A 19,090-nucleotide genomic window follows, 5' to 3' on the forward strand; every position below is an offset into this window, starting at 1 on the left:
CTCGATGATCGAACTGCGCAATGTCTGCAAGACCTATGTCACCAATGGTCGCCACAAGGTGGTCGCCAACCATATCACGGTGGTGTTTCCGCCGCGCCGGGCCGTGGCCGTGCTCGGGCGTAATGGTGCGGGCAAATCCACATTGCTGCGGATGATCTCGGGGGCGATGGATCCGGATTCCGGTCGGGTGATCCGGCATGGCACCGTGTCCTGGCCGGTCGGATTCGCGGGCAGTTTCCACGCCGATCTGACCGGGCTGCAGAATGTGCGGTTCATTGGTCGGGTCTATGGGGTCGATACGGACGAGCTGGCCGATTTCGTCGCCGATTTCGCCGAACTCGGCGATCACTTCAACCTGCCGGTGCGCAGCTATTCCTCTGGGATGAAATCGCGCCTCGCCTTTGGCGTATCGATGGGGATCCATTTCGACACCTATCTTGTGGACGAGGTGACCGCGGTGGGCGATGCCTCGTTCAAGAGCAAGTCGGAACTGCTGTTCAAGCAACGCCTGAGCGAGAGCGCCGCGGTGATGGTGACGCATACGATGGGTCAGGTGCGGCGGATGTGCCACCATGCCGGCGTGCTCGAAAACGGCAACTTCTATTTCTACGAGGATGTCGAGGAGGCCATCGCCCATCACGAACGGGTGATGGGCAGTAATGACAAGGGCGACGAATAGGCCCGCGCCGTTCAGCTTGCCCGGCGGTTATCGAAACCGAACTCGCTCAGCAAAAGCTCGTTTTGCGCCGCGAACTGCGCCTCGGCAAAGGCGACGCGCTCGGCGGTCTTGCCGGCATCGGCATCGGCGGTCTGGCGATAGGCCGCTCGCAGCATGTCGCGGATCGCCTCGTCGGGGATCTCCCGGTCGCGCATGGCTGCGGCGATGCGGTCGCAATCCTCCATCCGGAGCGAAGGATTGGTCAGCGTCGGATGCACCTCCCAGTTGGCCACCGCCTGCGGCCCGATCAAACCTTCGATCACCCGGCGGATCTCGCGGTGCCCGGCAAGAATGATCCGATTTTGATCAAACCGCACGTTCCAGTTGCGGGCATAGGCCGCAGGTTTCATCGTTCTGGCGCGGCGCTCGGTGAAATCGCGAAACGACATGCCGCCATAGGGCTCGCGCTTGCTCAGATAGCTCTCGAAATGCTGTTTCATGAACTGCGAGTAATCGCCAAACATGAACTCACTGAACGGGCGCAGAAACATGATCACCTGCACCGAAATCCGCTCTCTGGCGGTGATCGCATGCAGGGCGTCGCCTTTCTTCGCCATCGAAAACAGATCCTCGTGGCTCAGAACCACGGTGTCGATCCCTGCCGAAAACCAGCTTTCAACCCGCGCCGCATCCACGTCGGCCAGCGCGCCGGCATTGCCCGGATGTCCCCCCTCGGGCTCGGGGTAGCACACGCCCGCAGCGGCCAGGCTCTCGCCGTTTTGCCGCATCACTTGTTGCAGATAGGTGGAGCCGCATTTCGGCGAACCGACATGAAGCAGAATGCGTCTGGTCATCATCTTATCCAATGTGTCCGGGCAGGTCGGTCGCAAGACGCCCCGCCAGAAGATCGAGCATTTCCGCCGGGGGCAGGCCCAGCGCGCGCAGGTCGATCCGGCGCTCTTCCTCCGCCACCGGGCCCATCGCCCAGGCGCGGCGCAGCGCCTCGGTCAGGGCCATGACATCGGGCGCAGCCGAGATGATCGCCGGGCTGAGCCGGGACAGATCCTTCGGCCCGAACCCATTCGTCACCACCCGCACCCCCGAGGCCGCCATCTCGATCGGCGGATGGCTTGGATGCGGCGAATACATCAGCGACAGGCCGAAATCCAGCGTGCGCAAAAAGCCCGGATATTCCTCCCAGGGAAGTTTGCCCAGGCTTTGCAGCGTCAGCCCGTTCGGCAGGCTGACCGGCGCATGGCTCAACCCGACCGAGATCAGCTCGATGTCTTCCGGGCCCAGCCCTTCCGCCTCAATGAAGCGCGCCAGCACCTCGATTGCCATCGCATACATGTTGCGCGGCACTTCGGGACGGCCGTAAAGCGCGAGCCGCCGCGGCCCAATCCGTCGCGGACGCTCGCCAGAGCTGTAGCGCGCGATGTCGATGGCCGGATGGAAGCACAAGGGCGTGCCGGTGCCGAGCGCGTAGCCCTTTTCCCGCATGAAATCGTGCAGCAGACGCGTGTTGAAGATCGGCTCGAAAGGCAGCGCATAGCTCGCCACCGCATCGGCATATTCCGGGCCCCAGGCGTAGAAGTTCGGTTCGTAATCCTGGATCAGGTAGTAGAAGCGACGCTGCTTGTAGCCCTGCGTGGTGATCAGCTCCTGGGCTACATGCGCGGTCCACCAGGCGGTCGCAAGGAAGAGATCATCGCGATGCGCGGGCAGCGTCTCGCTTTGCACACCGCAGTGCAACGTGATCCGCCCGGCCACTTCAGCCGAGGCGCCAACGCTTTGGCGACGCAGCACGAAGGCACGCGATGCGGAGGGAGAAGACATCGGCAGGTCAGTCGCAATGAACCTGACGGGATACCCGCGCTCGGCCAACCCCACGCCGATGTCGATCGCGGTCAGAATTCCTGCGAAAATCTCGGTTGGATTCAATGTCGGCACCAGCACGGTCAATCTTGGCAGGCTCGCGCTGAATTCCGGCCGCCAGCGCGGACGCTTGCGCAGATCGACCAGCCCTTCAAACTTGACGCTGCGGGCAGGCTCGTGCTTTTCCAGAACCGGATGGCGCGGCGGCATGCCCGGCGAGAGCGAATAGAGCCTTACGTCGAAACCGGTCAGCGACTCGACCATGCCCTGTGTCAGGCTTCGGCGCAGCGCCCAGACCAGCCGTCCGGTATGAACGAGGCCGAAACCGCTGGCGATCCGCGCAAGGCCGTATTGTTTTTTCGTGGCAAAGCGCAGTGCATCGAAGAGGAATGTCGTTCCGCCGCGCCGCCGCGCGAGATAGGGGCGCAAGGGCTTGATATGCGCCGCGCCGTGGCTGAGCCCGCCCGCGGCGGAAACCTCGGCCAGCCGCCCCTCGAGGCTTTGCGCCAGATAGCGCGCAAGCGCATAGCTTGCCGCCTCGCGCCTGAGCCACATCGCGTTGAGCCCGCGCAGACGGCGCCAGAGGCCCGGCCGCGCCGCATCCGACCGGTCCACCGCGCCGATGGCATTGGCGCCATGCTGGCGGTAATCGACCAGCACCTCGGGCAGGAGCTTCACTCCGCCGAGCGCCGCGGCAATCAGGCCAAGCCACAGATCATGGTAGAAATGCACCCCGCTCTGCGGCGGAAAGGGCAGCGCAATTTCAACCACGCGGCGCCGCATGATCAGGGTCATGCCCGTGATATTGTTGCGATAAAGAAGACCCCGCAGGCCCGGGTTGCGATCGCGCCGCTCGAAATCGAACATCGACGGCGCAATCTCCTGACCCGCGTCGTTGATCAGCCGCGCATCGGAATGCACCATGTCCGCGCCACTTTCGCGCAGTGCTGTAAGCCCGCGCGAAATGCGGTTCGGGTGCCAGGTGTCGTCTTGATCACAAAGCGCGAAAAAGGCCCGTCCGGCGCTTTCGGGCGGCGCAAGGAGCAGCGCTTCCGAGAGGCCGGCCTCGAAGGCGCGCACCGCATCGAGCGTTTCGTCCGGCACATGGATATGCGGCGCCTCGATCCCGACATCGCCGCACAGCTTTTCGACAAGCGGCGCAGAAGTGAGATCGGCGATCACAGCAACGAGACGGATCGCGCGATGGCTCTGAGCCGCGATCGAAGCGAGCTGAGTGGCAAGAAAATCCGGGTCCGGACGAAAAACTGCAATAACGATGAAAACGGTATCGGTCATTCGATGCGATGGCTCGCGCTGATGCCGATGGCGCAGAAGAGCGCTCTTGCCGGTGCGCGTCCGGGCGTGGCGGGAGGGGCCAGGCCCACCGCCGCATTCTCGCGCAGATGCTGGAGTGTCTGGGCGTTCATCGGGGATCTCTTGTTCGCTTTCTCGGCTCTTGTCGCTCATTAGCAACTCTATGCCGCAAAGAAAAGGCTGGCACGGCCGGCATCGCGCCGCGGTTGCCGATGTCGCAAGGGGCGCGTAAATAGAGGCGGAACTTGCAGGAGACAGCCATGACCCGTCCGAAACCCGTTGTTCTGTGCATTCTCGATGGCTGGGGCGAGCGCGCCGAAACCGAGGGCAATGCGCCCGCGCTGGCGAACACGCCCAATCTCGACCGGGTTTTTGCCACCTGCCCGAAAGCGACGTTGATCACCTTCGGCCCCGATGTCGGCCTGCCGACCGGGCAGATGGGCAATTCGGAAGTGGGCCACACCAATATCGGCGCGGGCCGCGTGGTGGCGATGGATCTCGGCCAGATCGACCTTGCCATCGAGGATGGCTCGTTTTTCAAGAATGAAGCGATCCTCGATTTCATCGCCACGGTGAAGGCTGCAAACGGGCGCGCGCATCTGATGGGCGTTGTGTCCGATGGCGGCGTGCATGGCCATATCGAGCATCTGCTTGCCGCCTGCCGGATGATTGCGGGCGCCGGTGTGCCGGTTGTGGTGCATGCGATCACCGATGGCCGCGACGTGGCGCCCGATTCCGCCGCCCGCTTTGTCGATGACCTCGTGGCGCGGCTCCCCGAAGGCTGCAGCGTCGCCACCGTGATCGGGCGCTATTGGGCGATGGACCGCGACAACCGCTGGGAACGTGTGGGCCTTGCCTATGACGCGATGGTGAAGGGCGAGGGCTTCTCGGCGGCCTCCCCTGCCGAAGCCGTGGCGCAAAGCTATGCCAAATCCGAGATGGACGAATTCATCAAGCCGACCGTGATCAGCGATTATCATGGCACCGCGGATGGCGACGGCTTCTTTTGCCTGAACTTCCGCGCTGACCGGGCGCGCGAGATCCTGCGCGCGCTGGCCGAGCCGGGCTTTGAGGAGCTGGATGTCTCTGCCCGCCCGCAGTGGTCGGCGATGCTCGGCATGGTCGAATATTCGGTCAGCCACAACGCCTACATGACCACCGCCTACCCCAAGCGCGACATCGTCAACACGCTCGGCGAATGGGTCTCCAAACAGGGGCTGACGCAGTTCCACCTCGCGGAGACGGAAAAATATCCGCATGTCACTTTTTTCCTCAATGGCGGGAAAGAAGCGCCCTGGCCCGGCGAAGACCGCTTCATGCCGAAATCGCCGAAAGTGGCGACCTATGACCTGCAGCCCGAGATGAGCGCGCCCGAGGTGACGGCAAAATTCGTCGAAGCGATCGAGAAGGGCTATGACCTGATCATCGTCAATTATGCCAACCCGGACATGGTCGGCCATACCGGCTCGCTGCCCGCCGCGATCGCCGCCTGTGAAGAGATCGACCGGGACATGGGCAAGGTGCTGGCCGCGCTTGAAAAAGCGGGCGGTGCGATGATTGTCACGGCCGATCACGGCAATTGCGAGACGATGATCGACCCTGTCACCGGTGGCCCGCACACGGCGCATACGACCAACCTCGTGCCGGTGGCGCTGGTGGGCGGCCCGGCGGGCGTGCATCTGCGCAAGGGACGGCTTGCCGATCTCGCGCCGACGCTTTTGCAGCTGATGGGGCTGCCGATCCCCGATGAGATGACCGGCAAGAGCCTGATCGAGGCATGATCCGCGCTGCGGTTCTTCTTCTTTGTCTCTCGGCCGGGGCGGGGCTGGCCAGCCCTGCTGCCGATCTGGCGCAGAAGGCCGCCGAGGATCTGCGTGCCTCGGTCACTGCGCTTGATGCGGCGCAATCGCGTGCGGACCGGGTGGCGGCGCTGACGCAGACGATCACGGCCTATGAAAAAGGCCTGAGCGCGCTGCGCGACGGGTTGCGCCGCGCCGCCGTGCGCGAAGATGAGATTCGCGCCGCTTTTGCGGCAAAGCGCGAGGATATCGGCAAGCTTCTCGGTGTGATGAGCACGATGAGCCGCTCGGAAGGGCCGCTGTTGCTGCTTCATCCCTCCGGCCCGCTCGGTGCGGCACGCTCCGGTATGGTGCTCGGCGCCGTCACCCCGGCGCTGCAGGCCGAAGCGGAGGCATTGCGCCGCGACCTTGCGGAAATCGACGCGCTTCGCGCGGTGCAAGGTAATGCCGAAACCGTGCTGGAGGCCGGGCTCGGCTCGGTGCAGGCCGCGCGCACCGCGCTCTCGAAGGCCGTTGCGGAACGCACCAACCTGCCCACCCGTTACCTTGAGGAGCCCGAAGAGCTGCGCCAACTGGTCGAGAGCGTCGATACGCTCGAAGGCTTCGCCTCCGGCATATCCGATCTCGACAGCGACATCGGCCCGCCGATGGAGGATTTCGGCACCGCCGAGGGCACGCTCGCCTTGCCGGTGATGGGCGCGGTGCTGCGCCGGTTTGACGAGGCCGACGCCGCGGGTATCCGCCGCCCCGGCATCGTCATCGCCACGGCCCCCGCGGCGCTCGTCACCACGCCCTGGCCCGCCACGATCCGCTACCGCGGCCCGCTTCTGGACTACGGAAATGTGATGATCCTCGAGCCCGCCGCCGGATATTTGCTGGTGCTGGCAGGGATGGGCGCAGTCTATGGTGAAACCGGCGACGTGCTGGCGGCCGGAGCCCCCGTCGGGCTGATGGGCGGGCGCGAACCCGGTGCGCAGGAATTTGGCGAAGATTTCGTGCGCGATGCACATATGGGGAGTGGCGCAGGCCGCACGGAAACGCTTTATATCGAGTTGAGACAGGGCAAGGAACCGGTCGACCCCGCACCTTGGTTCGCCCAGACGAAAAACCAGAACAAGGGTTGAGTATGAACAAGTTCGTCATGGCCGCGCTGGGCGGCACCGTTGCGGGAACCCTGTTCTCGATGCAGGTCGCGCCGCTTTTGGCGGAAGAGGCCCAAAAACCCGGCTCGGTCTATCAGCAGCTCGATCTTTTCGGAGATGTGTTCGAGCGGATCCGCTCCGATTATGTTGAGAAGGTCGACGAAAAGAAGCTGATCGAGGCCGCCATCAACGGCATGCTCTCCTCGCTCGATCCGCATTCGAGCTATATGCCCGCCGATGAATATGCCGACATGAAGGTACAGACGCGCGGTTCCTTCGGCGGCCTTGGCATCGAGGTGACGCAGGAAAACGGCGCGGTGAAAGTGGTTTCGCCGATGGATGGCACGCCTGCCGCCGCCGCGGGGATCGAGTCCGGCGATTTCATCACCCAGGTCGATGGCGAAAGCCTGATGGGCCTCACCCTCGATCAGGCGGTGGACAAGATGCGCGGCCCGGTTGGCAGCGAGATCACCATCACCGTGGTGCGCGAAAGCAAGCCCGAACCCTTCGACGTGACGCTGACCCGCGACACGATCAAGCTTACCGCCGTCAAGGGTCGGCTCGAAGGCCATACGGCCGTGCTGCGCATCACCACCTTTAACGAACAGACCTATCCGAACCTCGAAGACAGCCTGAAAAAGCTCACCGAGGAAGCCGGCGGGCTCGACAAGATCGACGGCGTGGTGATCGACCTGCGCAACAACCCCGGCGGGTTGCTCACCCAGGCGATCGCGGTTTCCGACGCTTTCCTTGACAAGGGCGAGATCGTTTCCACCCGCGGCCGAAACCCCGAAGACAGCGAGCGGTTCAACGCCACGCCGGGCGATCTTGTCGATGGCAAGCCGATTGTCGTGCTGATCAACGGCGGCTCGGCCTCGGCTTCCGAAATCGTCACCGGCGCGCTGCAGGACCATCACCGCGCCATCGTCGTGGGCACCAAGAGCTTCGGCAAGGGCTCGGTGCAAACGGTGATCCAGGTTGCCAATGACGGGGCGATGCGGCTCACCACCTCGCGCTATTACACGCCCTCGGGCCGTTCGATCCAGTCGCTCGGCATCGCGCCCGATATCGTCGTGCCGCAACCGCCGCCGGTGGCGGAAAACGACGAGGACAAGGAATCCGCAAACCGGATCCGCTCGGAAGCGGATCTGCGCGGTGTGCTCTCGAACGATTCGATGACCGAGGACGAGAAGAAGCAGGCCGAAGAAGAACGCGTGAAAGCGGAAGAGGCGGCGAAGATGCGCCTCGAAGACTTCCAGCTTGCCTATGCGATCGACATCATCAAGGGGCTGGCGATCGCCGGCAAATCGCTCGGCGCCGAGGATGCCGCGCCAGCGCAAGCCGCGCCCGAAGCCAATTGACCGAAGCGGGGGCCTGCGGGCCCCCGTTCTTTTCAGGAGGGTTGCCATGCCGCCGAAAGATCTCACCGCCCTGCCCTATCGCAAGAATGTCGGCATCGTCTTGATGAATGCCGAGCGCCGGATCTTTGCCGGGCAACGGATCGACAGCCCCGGTGCTGCCTGGCAGATGCCGCAAGGTGGTATCGACGCGGGCGAGAAGCCGAAAGAAGCCGCGCTGCGCGAATTGTTCGAGGAAACCGGGGTGCGCGCGGATCTGGTGGAAAAGGTCGCAAAAACCGAAGACTGGATCAGCTATGACCTGCCCGAGGAGCTGATTGGCCAGATCTGGGGCGGCAAATACCGGGGCCAGAAGCAGAAATGGTTCCTGTTCCGCTTTCTCGGCAGCGACAGCGATGTGAACATCGCTACCGAGCATCCGGAATTCTCGGTCTGGCAATGGATGGACCCCGCGGAACTGATCGAAAAGATCGTGCCGTTCAAACGCGAGGTCTATACGCGCGTTTTTACCGATTTCGGGCCTCATCTGGGCGGCTGACGCTGCGCATTTGCCGCAGTTCGCTGTTGCCAGCCGGTGCTGTGCCTGTGATGATTTCGCGCGCACACAACGGTTTGGACATATGAGCAGCGGCGACAACCCCTACAAACATATCGCGCCGCGCGGGTTCTGGCGCAGTGCGGTGGCAGAACCGGGTCTCTTCGGCCTCACCGATCTGTGGCGCTCGTGCTGGGAGCTGCCCGCCGATGCGATTTTTGCAACTTTCGGCTCCTGCTTTGCCCAGCACATCAGCCGCGCGCTTCTTGCCCGCAAGATGAACTGGCTCGATGCCGAACCGGCACCAAGGCGCACACCCGCCGCGCTCGCCCGCGAGTTCAACTACGGCATCTTCTCGGCCCGCACCGGCAATATTTATACTGCGGCGCAACTCCTGCTCTGGGCGCGGCTCGCAAGCGGGGCGCTGGAGCCCGAAGCGATCGAGCTCTGGAGCGATGAAAAAGGCCGCGTGCAGGACTTGCTGCGCCCGAAGATCGAGGCGGAGGGCTTTGCCTCCGAGGCCGAGGCGCGCGCCTCGCTCGCCTCCACCGCCCGCGCCTTCCGGCGCTGCATCACCGAGGCAGATGTCTTCGTGTTCACCCTCGGGCTCACCGAAGGCTGGATCAACACCCGCTCGGGGCAAAGCTATTCGATCTGCCCGGGCACCGGCGTCGGCCGTTTCGAGCCCGATCTGCATGTGTTCAAGAACTACACCTATCCGGAGATCCGGCGCGACCTCGAACTGGCGTTCGAGCTGATCTGGGCGCTGAACCCGGATCTGAAGGTGCTGCTCACCGTCTCTCCCGTGCCGCTTGTCGCCACGGCCTCGGGCGATCACGTGATGGTGGCCACGCAGTATTCGAAATCGGTGTTGCGCGCCGTGGCCGGTGATCTTGCGCACATCGAAACCGCGATCGATTACTTCCCCTCCTACGAAATCATCGCCGCGCCACCCGGCCGCGCCACCTTCTTTGAGCCGAACATGCGCGCGATTGCGCCGCAGGGCGTCGATTTCGTGATGGGGCATTTCTTTGGCGGGCTGAAGCTGACCCTACCGCCGCATGGCCGCGCCGGAACCGATACCGCCGCGCGTGAGGCCGCCGAGCAGCAATCCGTGCAAGAAGAGCTCGTCTGCGAGGAGATGATTCTGGAGCGGTTCAATGACGCCTGAGGTGCTCCTGATTGGCGACAGCCACACGATTGCGCTGGAAGACGGCGCCAAGGCACTCGGCATCGCCACCGAGGCCTTCCGGATCGGCGGTGCAGGCTGGCACGAGGGCAAATTCGCCTGGGGGTCCGATGGCATCGTGCCGCGCGCCTCGCCGATGGGACGCAATGCGATCGAGGCGATCCGCGCGCGCCACGGCGTGACAAATATTCTGCATCTGGGCGTGCCGGTGCTGACCACGGTGGGCTTCCACCTCGGTTCGCTGACGCGCGGGCTGCGCTGGAACAACCATGTTGTGCTTGGTTCCGACGGGGTGGCGCCGGAGCAGGGCATCCTTGTCACGGAAAGCTTCCTCACCCGCTATATCCAGAGCCTGCGCACGCAGCATTTGCGGGTGTTGCGGCGCATGGCACGGGAGGCGCAGGTGATCGTCGTGCCGCCGCCCCCGCTCGGCCTCGATCTGAACGGGCGAAGCGCGCGCGCGATCGTGATCTCCCTGATGCAGAAGGCGGGGCTGACGATCTTCGACCCGATGCAGGAACTTCTGTCCGGCGAGACAGATCTGCCGGACCGGTTTTTTGACGCAGAGGATCCCAATCATGCCAATGCCGCCTTCGGCAAGCTGGTGATGGAGACGCTGCGCGCGCGGGGCCTGATCTAGAAATCGAGCCCGAAGTCGAAATTCGGCGCCGAATGGGTGAGCGCCCCCGAAGAGATATAATCCACCCCGGTTGCGGCCACTTCGGCGATGCGCTCAAGCCGCATATTGCCCGAGGCTTCGAGAACCACGCGCTTGTTTGCAAGCGCAACGGCCGCGCGCAGCGTCGGCGTGTCCATGTTGTCGAGCAAGATCACATCTGCGCCGCCGATGCCCAGCGCTTCCTCAAGCTGATCGAGGCTGTCGACCTCCAGCTCAACGCGCATCATGTGGCTGCGGGCGGCCTTTGCTGCCTCCAGCACGGCGCGGATGCCACCCGCCGCAGCGATGTGATTGTCTTTGATCAGGATCGCATCCGAAAGGCCGAAGCGGTGGTTGTGGCCGCCACCATGAGTGACGGCGAGCTTTTCCACCACACGCAAGCCCGGCGTCGTTTTGCGGGTGCAGGTGATGCGGGTCTGCGTGCCCCGCGTCTCGGCCACGAAACCGGCGGTGAGCGTGGCAATGCCGGTCATGCGGCCGGCAAAATTCAGCGCCACCCGCTCCGCCATCAGGATCGAGGCCGCCGCGCCCGAGATCGTCATCAGGCATTGCCCCGTCGTGCACCGCTCGCCGTCAGTAACATGAGGGTCGATGCGCAGCCCCGGATCGACGAGGCGAAAGGCAAGTGCCGCCACCTGCATCCCCGAAGTCACGCCCGCGCCGCGGGCGTTGAGCTTTGCCGCGTAGGTTTTGCCCGCGGGAATGACGGCGCGGGTCGTCACGTCGCCCATGGGGGCAAGGTCTTCGGCGAGCGCGCTGCGCACAAGCGGTTCGAGCATAAAATCGGGGAGCGGGGTCATGTCTTCTCCAATGCGCGGGTACGGATCTCGCGCGCCTCTTCCAGCGTGAGAAAGCGCCTTTCGGCCTGAACAGGGTCTGGTTTCGGGTAATCGGATCGAAAATGCCCGCCCCGGCTTTCTTGCCGCGCAAGCGCTGCGGCGGCAATCAGCGTGGCGGTGGCTGTCATGTTCAAAAGCGTTTCGGATTGTGCCGCCGCCTCGATCTCGCGAATGATCGCGAGCGTCCGCGCAAGCCCCGCCGCATCGCGTACCACACCGCAGCCATCGGTCATGGCGGCGCGGAGCCGGGTGACCGCGGTTTCATCGACTCCCGCCCCTCCCCCGGGGAACGAAAGCACGAGTTCCGGTGCCGCAGTCTCGGGCAGATGCGCAGCAATCCCCTCGGCGCAGATCCGGGCAAAGACCAGCGCCTCCAGAAGCCCGTTGGAGGCCAATCGGTTTGCGCCATGAAGCCCGGTCGAGGAGGCCTCGCCGCACACCCAGAGCCCCGCAATCGAGGCCCGGCCCCGCGCATCCACGGCGATGCCGCCCATATGGTAATGCGCGGCAGCCGCCACCGGAATGGGTTTCAAAACAGGGTCTATTCCGGCCTGATAGCAGGCTTCTGCCACGGCCGGAAACCGCTCGGGCAAGGCCGCGCCCAAAACCGCGCGCGTGTCGAGCGCGGGCGCCCTGCCCGCCTGGTGCTCCAGATAGACGGCCCGGGCCACGATATCGCGCGGCGCAAGCTCGGCATCGGGGTGAATGGGAACCATAAAACGTTCGTCGCGGCTGTTCAGAAGAACCGCCCCCTCTCCGCGCAGCGCCTCGGTGGCGAGCGGCGCGGGGTCTTCGCCAGTGGCAATCGCGGTCGGGTGGAACTGCACGAATTCGGCATCGGCAATCCGGGCCCCCGCCCGCGCCGCCATGCCAACCACCTGACCGCGGATCCGCGGCGGATTGGTCGTCACGGCAAAAAGTCCGCCCGAGCCGCCACCGGCCAGCAGCACCGCGGGCGTTTCGATCAGCACCCGCCCCGAAGGCGCATCTGCCCGCTCGACCCAAACCCCGGTCACCCTGCCCGCCGCGACGGCAAGGCCCGAGGCGATCACCCCTTCGGCCACCTGCACCGAGGGGCTGCGCCGCACCTCGGCGATCAGCGTTTCCATGATTTCATGGCCGGCCTGATCGCCCTTCACCCGTACCACGCGCGGGCAGGAATGGGCCGCCTCGCGCGACATCACATAGCCTCCCGCAGCGTCGCGATCGAATGGCGTGCCAAGCGTGGTGAGATCAAGGATCCGCGCCTTCGCATCCGATGTGACCAGCCGCGCAATCGCCGCGTCCACCGTGCCTGCGCCAGCGGTTTCGGTATCCTTCGCGTGGGACTCGGGGCTGTCGGACACAGCCATCGCGGCCGCAACGCCCCCCTGCGCCCATGCAGAGGAGGCCCCCTCGCCCAAGCGCTCGGGTGAAATCACAAGAACCGGATGCGGTGCGAGTTTCAGCGCCGCGTAAAGCGCGCCGAGCCCCGCGCCGACGATCACGACGCGGTGCGTTTCAAGTGAATGGCTCGTCACTGCGCCGCCACTTTCGAAAGTGCGATCATCCGTTCCACGGCAATGCGCGCCTTGGCGGCCACATCCGGGTCCACCGTCACCTCTTCCGTGCCGGAATGGAGCGTCCAGAGGATCTTTTCGAGCGAGATCTTCTTCATATAGGGGCACATGTTGCAGGGCCCGACGAACTCCACGCCCGGATAAGCATCGGCGATGTTCGAGGCCATCGAACATTCGGTGACGAGCATCGCCTCACGCGGATGATGGCGCGCCACATACTCAATGATACCCGAGGTCGAGCCGGAATAATCCGCCTCGGCCACCACATCGGGCGGGCATTCAGGATGGGCGATGATATGCGTTTGCGGATGGGCGGCGCGAAAATCGCGCAGGTCTTGCGCGGTATATTGCTCGTGCACGATGCACGACCCCGCCCACCAGACCACGTGTTTCTGCGGCACATCGCGCGCCACATTCTGCGCAAGGTATTGATCGGGCGTCATGATCACCGTGTCTTCGGGCAGTGCCGCCACGATCTGCGCGGCATTGGCCGAAGTGCAGCAAATGTCGGACGCGGCCTTCACCTCGGCAGTGGTGTTGACATAGCTCACCACCGGCGCGCCGGGGTATTTCGCCCGCATCTCGGCAATGCCTTCGGGCGTGATGCTTTCCGCCAAGGAACAGCCCGCCGTCACATCCGGGATCAGAACGCGCTTTTGCGGGTTCAGGATCTTCGAGGTCTCCGCCATGAAATGCACGCCGCATTGCACGATCGTATCCGCCTCGACCTTCGTGGCCTCGATCGCAAGCTGCAGGCTGTCTCCGACAACATCGGCAACACCGTGATAGATCTCCGGCGTCATGTAATTATGCGCGAGGATCACCGCGTTCTTCTCGGCCTTGAGCCGGTTGATCGCGCGGATATAGGGCGCATAGCGCGCAAAATCCGGCAGCGGCACAACGCGATCCATGCGGGCATGGATATCGGCCATCTCCTGCGCCAGCGTGAGCGAGGGCGCAAGGTCATAAGCCTCCGCCAATTGCGCGCGGATTGCCATGAAGTCCAGCATGGGCCCCTCCCCCAAAACCGAGAACGAGGATGCATGTAAGGTGCGGCGGGCGGCGGTTAAATGGGAAAATTGCCGCAAGGCGGAGAAATATGAAATTTATGTGTCGTCTGCGCCGCCTCAGCGGTTCCAGATCGCCGCTTCGCCAAGCTTGGCCACAAAGGCGGCATGGGCCTCTATCTCCGCCTCGGTGAGCCGGGACGGCAGTGGCACGGGGCGCGGGCGGGGCCGCCAATCGCTCGCGGTTTCGGTGTTTTGGGCTGAAACAGGGTCGATATTGAGACCAAAGCCGGGTTGCCGGCCGCCGATCAGCTCCAGATAGACCTCGGCGAGGATCTCGGCATCGAGAAGCGCGCCATGCAGCGTGCGCGCCGAATTGTCGATGCCGAAGCGACGGCACAGCGCATCGAGTGAGGCGGGCGAGCCGGGGAATTTCTTGCGCGCCATCGCCACCGTGTCGAGCGCGCGCTCCATCGCAATCAGCGGCATCTGCGCCCAGCCAAGCTCGGCGTTGAGGAATTTCATGTCAAAGGCGGCATTGTGGATCACAAGGATCGAATCAGTGCCGATGAAATCGAGGAAGGCCCGGCCCACCTCGGCAAAGCGCGGCTTGTCGCGCAGGAAATCGTCGCCCAGCCCGTGCACCGCAAAGGCCTCCTGCGGCATCGCCCGCTCGGGGTTGATGTATTGGTGATAGGTCCGCCCGGTCGGCAGGTGGTTGAACAGTTCCACCGCGCCAATTTCGACAATGCGGTCCCCCGCACCCGGCTCAAAGCCGGTGGTTTCCGTATCGAGAACGATTTCACGCATGGTTTGCCCCGATATTCTGGCCGATCCGCCGGAGGAGGTCTCGCACGGCGGCCCGGGTCTGATCAAGGCTCAGGGTCTCGATCAGGTAATCGGCGCGGGCGCGTTTTTCGGCATCGGGCATCTGCCGCGCGAGGATCAGATCGAACTCCGCCGCGCTCATCTGACCACGTTCCAGAAGCCGCGCGCGCTGCACCTGAGGCGCGGCGGTGACAACGAGGACCGCATCGCAGTCCTTCTCCGCTCCGGTCTCGTAGAGAAGCGGGATATCCAACACCACGATCTTGGCCGTCTCATGCGCCGCAAGAAAAGCGCGACGCGCTTCCTGCACGAGGGGATGAACGATCGATTCCAGCCGGGACAGCGCCTCCTTATTGCCCGCAATCACGGCCTTGAGCAGGGTCCGGTCCACCCTTTCTCCAGCCATTGCATCGGGGAAGGCAGTGGCCACGGGCGCCACCGCCGCCCCACCCTGTTCGTAAAGCGCATGCACCGTGGCATCGGCATCCCAAACCGGTATTCCGGCTTCGGCAAAGAGGCGCGCGGTGGTCGATTTCCCCATGCCGATCGAGCCGGTCAGGCCCAGCCGAAAGGGCCTCTTCATACCGAAAGCACCTTTTCGCGCAGCTCAGCCGTCACTTCCGGGCGTTGACCGAACCAGCGTTCGAATCCTGGCACCGCCTGATGCAGCAGCATCCCGAAGCCATCAACCGTGATGCAGCCGCGCTCGGCCGCTTCGAGGAGCAACCGGGTCTGCAAGGGGGTGTAGACGCAATCGGTCACCACGGCACTGTCGGGCAATACATCAAGCGGGATGCGCAGATCGGGCTTGCCCACCATGCCGAGCGAGGTGGTGTTCACGAGCGTTGCCACCCCCTCCATCATGTTCGCCGCCTGCCCCCAGTCATAAACCACAAGGCGGGCGCCAAATTCGGCGCGCAGCACCTCCGCGCGGGCGCGGGTGCGGTTGGCCACCCGCACTTCGGGGCAGCCGGTCTCGATCAACGCCGCGATGATCGCGCGAGCCGCGCCACCAGCGCCCAGCACGGCAGCCGGGGCGAGCGCGGCATCCCAATGTGGCGCCGTCTCGCGCAGATTGGCGATGAACCCATAGCCATCTGTATTATCCGCATAAATCCGGCCGTCCGGATGAAAGACAAGCGTATTGGTTGCGCCGATCAGCGCCGCGCGATCCGAAATCACATCGGCCAGCGCGAGCGCGCGTTCCTTGTGCGGGATGGTGATGTTGCAGCCAACGAAACCGGCGCGGGGCAGGGCGCGCAGCACCGCTTCCAGATCTTCCTCGGCCACATCCATCGGCACATAATGGCCTTTGATGCCATAGGTCTTGAGCCAATGGCCATGCAGCGCGGGCGAGCGCGAATGCGCGATCGGATGACCGATCACACCGGCAAGAGGAATTTTCGGATGATCGCTCATGTCGTCAGCTCTCCGCGGGCGCGCAACCAGTTGAGGAATTCGAGAAGGGGCAGGCCGAGAACGGCAAAGTAATCCCCTTCGACCGAAGAAAACAGCCGAACGCCCTCTTCTTCAAGCTTGTAGCAACCGACAGCGTGGCGAATGCTCTCCCAGTTGCGCGCGACATAGGCCGCGATGAAGGGGGCGGTGAGCGGGTGCATCGTGAGGCGCACCTCGGCAACATGGCGCCAGAGCGGTTCCTCCCCGCGCATTACCACGAGCGCCGACAAAAGCCGGTGTTCGCGGCCGGAAAGTGCCACAAGATGCGCGGCGGCTTCCTCGGGTGTCTCAGGTTTGGAAAAAACCCTTCCCCCACATTCGAGGATCTGATCGGCCCCGAGCACCAGCGCCTCTGGGTGAGCGCGGGCCACTTTCCGCGCCTTGGCCTCGGCGAGCGCATCGGCAAGGTCGCGCGGGCTCGCCCCCTCGGCACAAAGACCCGCACGGATTGCCGCCTCGTCGACGCGGGCGGGTTGCACTGCAAGCGCGAGCCCGGCCGCACGCAGAAGTCTGGCGCGGACCTCGGAGGCGGAGGCAAGGAGAAGCTCTGGCATGTGGACAACCAACAGGAAAAGCGCAGGGGCGGGTCTGTGGATAGAGGGCCCGCGCGCAATTCCTCCCCGGTCCGGCGGGGGTTTGTCAAGGAACGTAAACGGATTCCTAACAGGTTGAGAATGCGAAGCCCGGGGTGTGGGAAAGCGCCGCAGTCCACATGCCCGCAGCTTGTTGACCCGCAAGTCTACCCACAGGTTCGGGCCGTCCAAAGATATGAAAAACATATCTGATTCAGGTTTTTCAACAGCTCCGGGTGGGTGGTTCTTCCCAGCTTTTCTGCCTGTGGGTGCCAGCGGGAGAACCCGATAATCCACATCATCCACAGCCCAATCAAAATCATCATCTTTTCTTTTCTTTCTTTTATCTTTTAAGAAGAGGCAGACGAATGGAGGCGCTTGTGACTGATCTTCTTGCTACGCTCGGCGACACTCTCTGGGACGGCTACCTCTGGATCAAGGCGCTTCACGTGATGTCGGTTCTCGCCTGGATGGCGGGGCTGTTCTATCTGCCGCGGCTTTACGTTTATCACGTCGAGGGGCTGAAGAAGCAGGGCGTGGTGCGTGGCTCCGAGATGGATCTGTTATTCCAGCATCAGGAACGGCTGCTCCTGAAGGCGATCATGAACCCGGCCGCGGTCTCCACCTGGTTTTTCGGGCTGTGCCTCGTGTTCACGCCCGGGATCGTTGACTGGAGCATGGCCTGGCCATGGGCAAAAGGCTTTTCGGTCATCGCGATGACGGTGTTTCACCTGTTCCTTGGCCGTGCCCGGCTCAAATTCGTTGATGGCACGAACGATCTCGCCGGGCGTCAATGGCGGATGATGAACGAGATCCCGACGCTCCTGATGGTGCTGATCGTGCTTTCGGTGATCCTCAAATTCTGAGGATTCATTGACTCGCGAAGCTTTCAGGCGTATTGGCGCCTCAGCCCCGGCCGTCCGGCCGATCGGTTCTGCCCAGAGTTGACCCTTGCCGCGCCGCCCTTCGGGGGCTGGCGCCTTTCGCGGATGGATGCGAGATGACCGAACGTTTGAACCTTGCCGATCTCAAGGCGAAGAGCCCCAAAGACCTTCTGGCGATGGCCGAGGAATGGGAGATCGAAAACGCCTCGACGATGCGCAAGGGCGAGATGATGTTCTCGATCCTGAAGGAGCATGCCGAGGAAGATATCGAGATCGGCGGCGACGGCGTTCTCGAAGTGCTGCAAGATGGCTTTGGCTTCCTGCGCTCGCCCGAGGCGAACTATCTGCCGGGCCCGGATGACATCTACGTTTCCCCGGACATGATCCGCCAGTACAGCCTCCGCACCGGTGACACGGTCTCGGGCGTCATTCGTGCCCCGGGCGAGAACGAGCGCTATTTCGCCCTGACCGGGGTGGAGAAGATCAACTTTGAGGAGCCGGAGCGGGCGCGCCACAAGGTGAGCTTTGACAACCTCACGCCGCTTTACCCCGATGAACGGCTGAAGATGGAAATCGAGGATCCGACGATCCGGGACCGCTCGGCCCGGATCATCGACCTCGTCGCGCCGATCGGGAAGGGCCAGCGGAGCCTGATCGTGGCGCCGCCGCGCACCGGGAAAACCGTGCTTTTGCAAAACATCGCGCATTCGATCGAGGTGAACCACCCCGAGTGCTATCTGATTGTGCTGCTGATTGACGAACGCCCGGAAGAGGTGACCGACATGCAGCGCTCGGTAAAGGGCGAGGTGATCTCCTCGACCTTCGACGAGCCGGCGACGCGCCACGTGGCCGTGGCCGAGATGGTGATCGAGAAGGCGAAGCGCTTGGTTGAACACAAGCGAGATGTTGTGATTTTGCTCGACTCGATCACAAGACTTGGCCGCGCCTACAACACCGTTGTGCCGAGCTCGGGCAAGGTTCTGACCGGTGGTGTCGATGCGAACGCGCTGCAGCGCCCCAAGCGGTTCTTTGGTGCGGCGCGCAATATCGAAGAGGGCGGCTCGCTCACCATCATCGCCACTGCGCTGATCGACACTGGCTCGCGCATGGACGAGGTGATCTTTGAAGAGTTCAAGGGCACCGGCAACAGCGAGATCGTGCTCGACCGGAAGGTGGCAGACAAGCGCGTGTTCCCGGCGATGGACATCCTCAAATCGGGCACGCGGAAGGAAGATCTGCTCACCGATCAGAAAGATCTGCAGAAAACCTACCTTTTGCGCCGCATCCTGAACCCGATGGGCACCACCGATGCGATCGAATTCCTGATCTCGAAGCTGAAGCAAACCAAAACCAACGGCGAGTTCTTCGATTCGATGAACGGCTGAGGTATGAAG

General features: G+C 63.7%; 19 protein-coding genes. 9 read left to right on the plus strand and 10 right to left on the minus strand.

The features are described 5' to 3' along the window. Positions 1-4: 4 nt before the first annotated feature. Entirely contained in the window at positions 5-679 is a 675-nt protein-coding gene (locus CRO22_RS08910; protein ID WP_097069797.1) for an ABC transporter ATP-binding protein, read from the plus strand. A gap of 11 nt (positions 680-690) precedes the next feature. Here CRO22_RS08910 and CRO22_RS08915 read toward each other — a convergent pair whose 3' ends face one another. Genes CRO22_RS08915 through CRO22_RS19335 form a run of 3 tightly spaced genes read right to left on the minus strand, consistent with a single transcriptional unit; the run spans position 691 to position 3,960 of the window. Then, positions 691-1,512 (minus strand): hypothetical protein, encoded by an 822-nt coding sequence (locus CRO22_RS08915; protein WP_097069961.1) that lies wholly within the window; start codon positions 1,510-1,512, stop codon positions 691-693. A 4-nt stretch (positions 1,513-1,516) separates the two neighbouring features. Then, positions 1,517-3,829 carry a rhamnosyltransferase WsaF family glycosyltransferase gene (locus CRO22_RS08920; RefSeq protein WP_097069798.1) on the minus strand — a complete coding sequence of 771 codons (2,313 nt, stop codon included), beginning with the start codon at positions 3,827-3,829 and terminating at the stop codon, positions 1,517-1,519. Further along, positions 3,826-3,960, minus strand: coding sequence for a hypothetical protein (locus tag CRO22_RS19335; protein ID WP_281254749.1), 135 nt, complete (start codon positions 3,958-3,960; stop codon positions 3,826-3,828). The genes CRO22_RS08920 and CRO22_RS19335 overlap by 4 nt, the downstream gene beginning before the upstream one ends. Before the next feature lie 147 nt (positions 3,961-4,107). On the opposite strand from CRO22_RS19335, the gene gpmI reads away from it, so the two are divergent. The 6 genes from gpmI to CRO22_RS08950 all read left to right on the plus strand — a co-directional run bounded on the left by gpmI (position 4,108) and on the right by CRO22_RS08950 (position 10,510). Then, the gene (gene gpmI / locus CRO22_RS08925) at positions 4,108-5,628 is read left to right on the plus strand and encodes a 2,3-bisphosphoglycerate-independent phosphoglycerate mutase (protein ID WP_097069799.1); all 1,521 of its coding nucleotides are present in this window, start codon (positions 4,108-4,110) and stop codon (positions 5,626-5,628) included. Continuing rightward, positions 5,625-6,770, plus strand: coding sequence for a murein hydrolase activator EnvC family protein (locus CRO22_RS08930; protein WP_097069800.1), 1,146 nt, complete (start codon positions 5,625-5,627; stop codon positions 6,768-6,770). Before gpmI ends, CRO22_RS08930 begins: the two co-directional genes overlap by 4 nt. Positions 6,771-6,772: 2 nt before the next feature. Beyond that, on the plus strand, positions 6,773-8,149 hold the full coding sequence (locus CRO22_RS08935; RefSeq protein WP_097069801.1) for a S41 family peptidase: 1,377 nt from the start codon (positions 6,773-6,775) through the stop codon (positions 8,147-8,149). Positions 8,150-8,195: 46 nt separating this feature from the next. Continuing rightward, positions 8,196-8,684 (plus strand): RNA pyrophosphohydrolase, encoded by a 489-nt coding sequence (locus CRO22_RS08940; RefSeq protein ID WP_097069802.1) that lies wholly within the window; start codon positions 8,196-8,198, stop codon positions 8,682-8,684. An 82-nt stretch (positions 8,685-8,766) separates the two neighbouring features. Beyond that, a complete protein-coding gene (locus CRO22_RS08945; protein ID WP_097069803.1) occupies positions 8,767-9,852 on the plus strand; it encodes a GSCFA domain-containing protein in 1,086 nt (361 codons plus the stop codon). Next, positions 9,842-10,510, plus strand: a complete 669-nt coding sequence (locus CRO22_RS08950) for a hypothetical protein (protein ID WP_097069804.1) — start codon at positions 9,842-9,844, stop codon at positions 10,508-10,510. The genes CRO22_RS08945 and CRO22_RS08950 overlap by 11 nt, the downstream gene beginning before the upstream one ends. Here CRO22_RS08950 and nadC read toward each other — a convergent pair. From nadC to CRO22_RS08985, 7 genes are all read right to left on the minus strand, one after another. Further along, positions 10,507-11,349, minus strand: coding sequence for a carboxylating nicotinate-nucleotide diphosphorylase (gene nadC / locus CRO22_RS08955; protein WP_097069805.1), 843 nt, complete (start codon positions 11,347-11,349; stop codon positions 10,507-10,509). The two genes, CRO22_RS08950 and nadC, sit on opposite strands and share 4 nt — an antisense overlap. Beyond that, positions 11,346-12,908, minus strand: coding sequence for an L-aspartate oxidase (locus CRO22_RS08960; protein WP_097069806.1), 1,563 nt, complete (start codon positions 12,906-12,908; stop codon positions 11,346-11,348). Before CRO22_RS08960 ends, nadC begins: the two co-directional genes overlap by 4 nt. Continuing rightward, positions 12,905-13,957: a quinolinate synthase NadA gene (nadA, locus tag CRO22_RS08965; RefSeq protein ID WP_097069807.1), complete on the minus strand. Its 1,053-nt coding sequence runs from the start codon at positions 13,955-13,957 to the stop codon at positions 12,905-12,907. The genes CRO22_RS08960 and nadA overlap by 4 nt, the downstream gene beginning before the upstream one ends. A gap of 117 nt (positions 13,958-14,074) precedes the next feature. Further along, positions 14,075-14,764, minus strand: coding sequence for a DNA polymerase III subunit epsilon (dnaQ, locus tag CRO22_RS08970; RefSeq protein WP_097069808.1), 690 nt, complete (start codon positions 14,762-14,764; stop codon positions 14,075-14,077). Continuing rightward, entirely contained in the window at positions 14,757-15,365 is a 609-nt protein-coding gene (gene coaE, locus CRO22_RS08975; RefSeq protein WP_097069809.1) for a dephospho-CoA kinase, read from the minus strand. The genes dnaQ and coaE overlap by 8 nt, the downstream gene beginning before the upstream one ends. Further along, positions 15,362-16,201 carry a shikimate dehydrogenase gene (locus CRO22_RS08980; protein ID WP_097069810.1) on the minus strand — a complete coding sequence of 280 codons (840 nt, stop codon included), beginning with the start codon at positions 16,199-16,201 and terminating at the stop codon, positions 15,362-15,364. The genes coaE and CRO22_RS08980 overlap by 4 nt, the downstream gene beginning before the upstream one ends. After that, positions 16,198-16,794 carry a Maf family protein gene (locus CRO22_RS08985; protein ID WP_097069811.1) on the minus strand — a complete coding sequence of 199 codons (597 nt, stop codon included), beginning with the start codon at positions 16,792-16,794 and terminating at the stop codon, positions 16,198-16,200. Before CRO22_RS08985 ends, CRO22_RS08980 begins: the two co-directional genes overlap by 4 nt. 386 nt (positions 16,795-17,180) lie before the next feature. Between CRO22_RS08985 and CRO22_RS08990 the strand changes: the two genes are divergently transcribed. Both CRO22_RS08990 and rho read left to right on the plus strand, forming a co-directional pair. Further along, positions 17,181-17,678: a CopD family protein gene (locus CRO22_RS08990; RefSeq protein WP_097069812.1), complete on the plus strand. Its 498-nt coding sequence runs from the start codon at positions 17,181-17,183 to the stop codon at positions 17,676-17,678. A 134-nt stretch (positions 17,679-17,812) separates the two neighbouring features. Then, the gene (gene rho, locus CRO22_RS08995) at positions 17,813-19,081 is read left to right on the plus strand and encodes a transcription termination factor Rho (protein WP_097069813.1); all 1,269 of its coding nucleotides are present in this window, start codon (positions 17,813-17,815) and stop codon (positions 19,079-19,081) included. Positions 19,082-19,090: the final 9 nt, after the last annotated feature.

Origin of the sequence: Rhodobacter maris (assembly GCF_900217815.1) — a bacterium.
Taxonomy (GTDB): domain Bacteria; phylum Pseudomonadota; class Alphaproteobacteria; order Rhodobacterales; family Rhodobacteraceae; genus Rhodobacter; species Rhodobacter maris.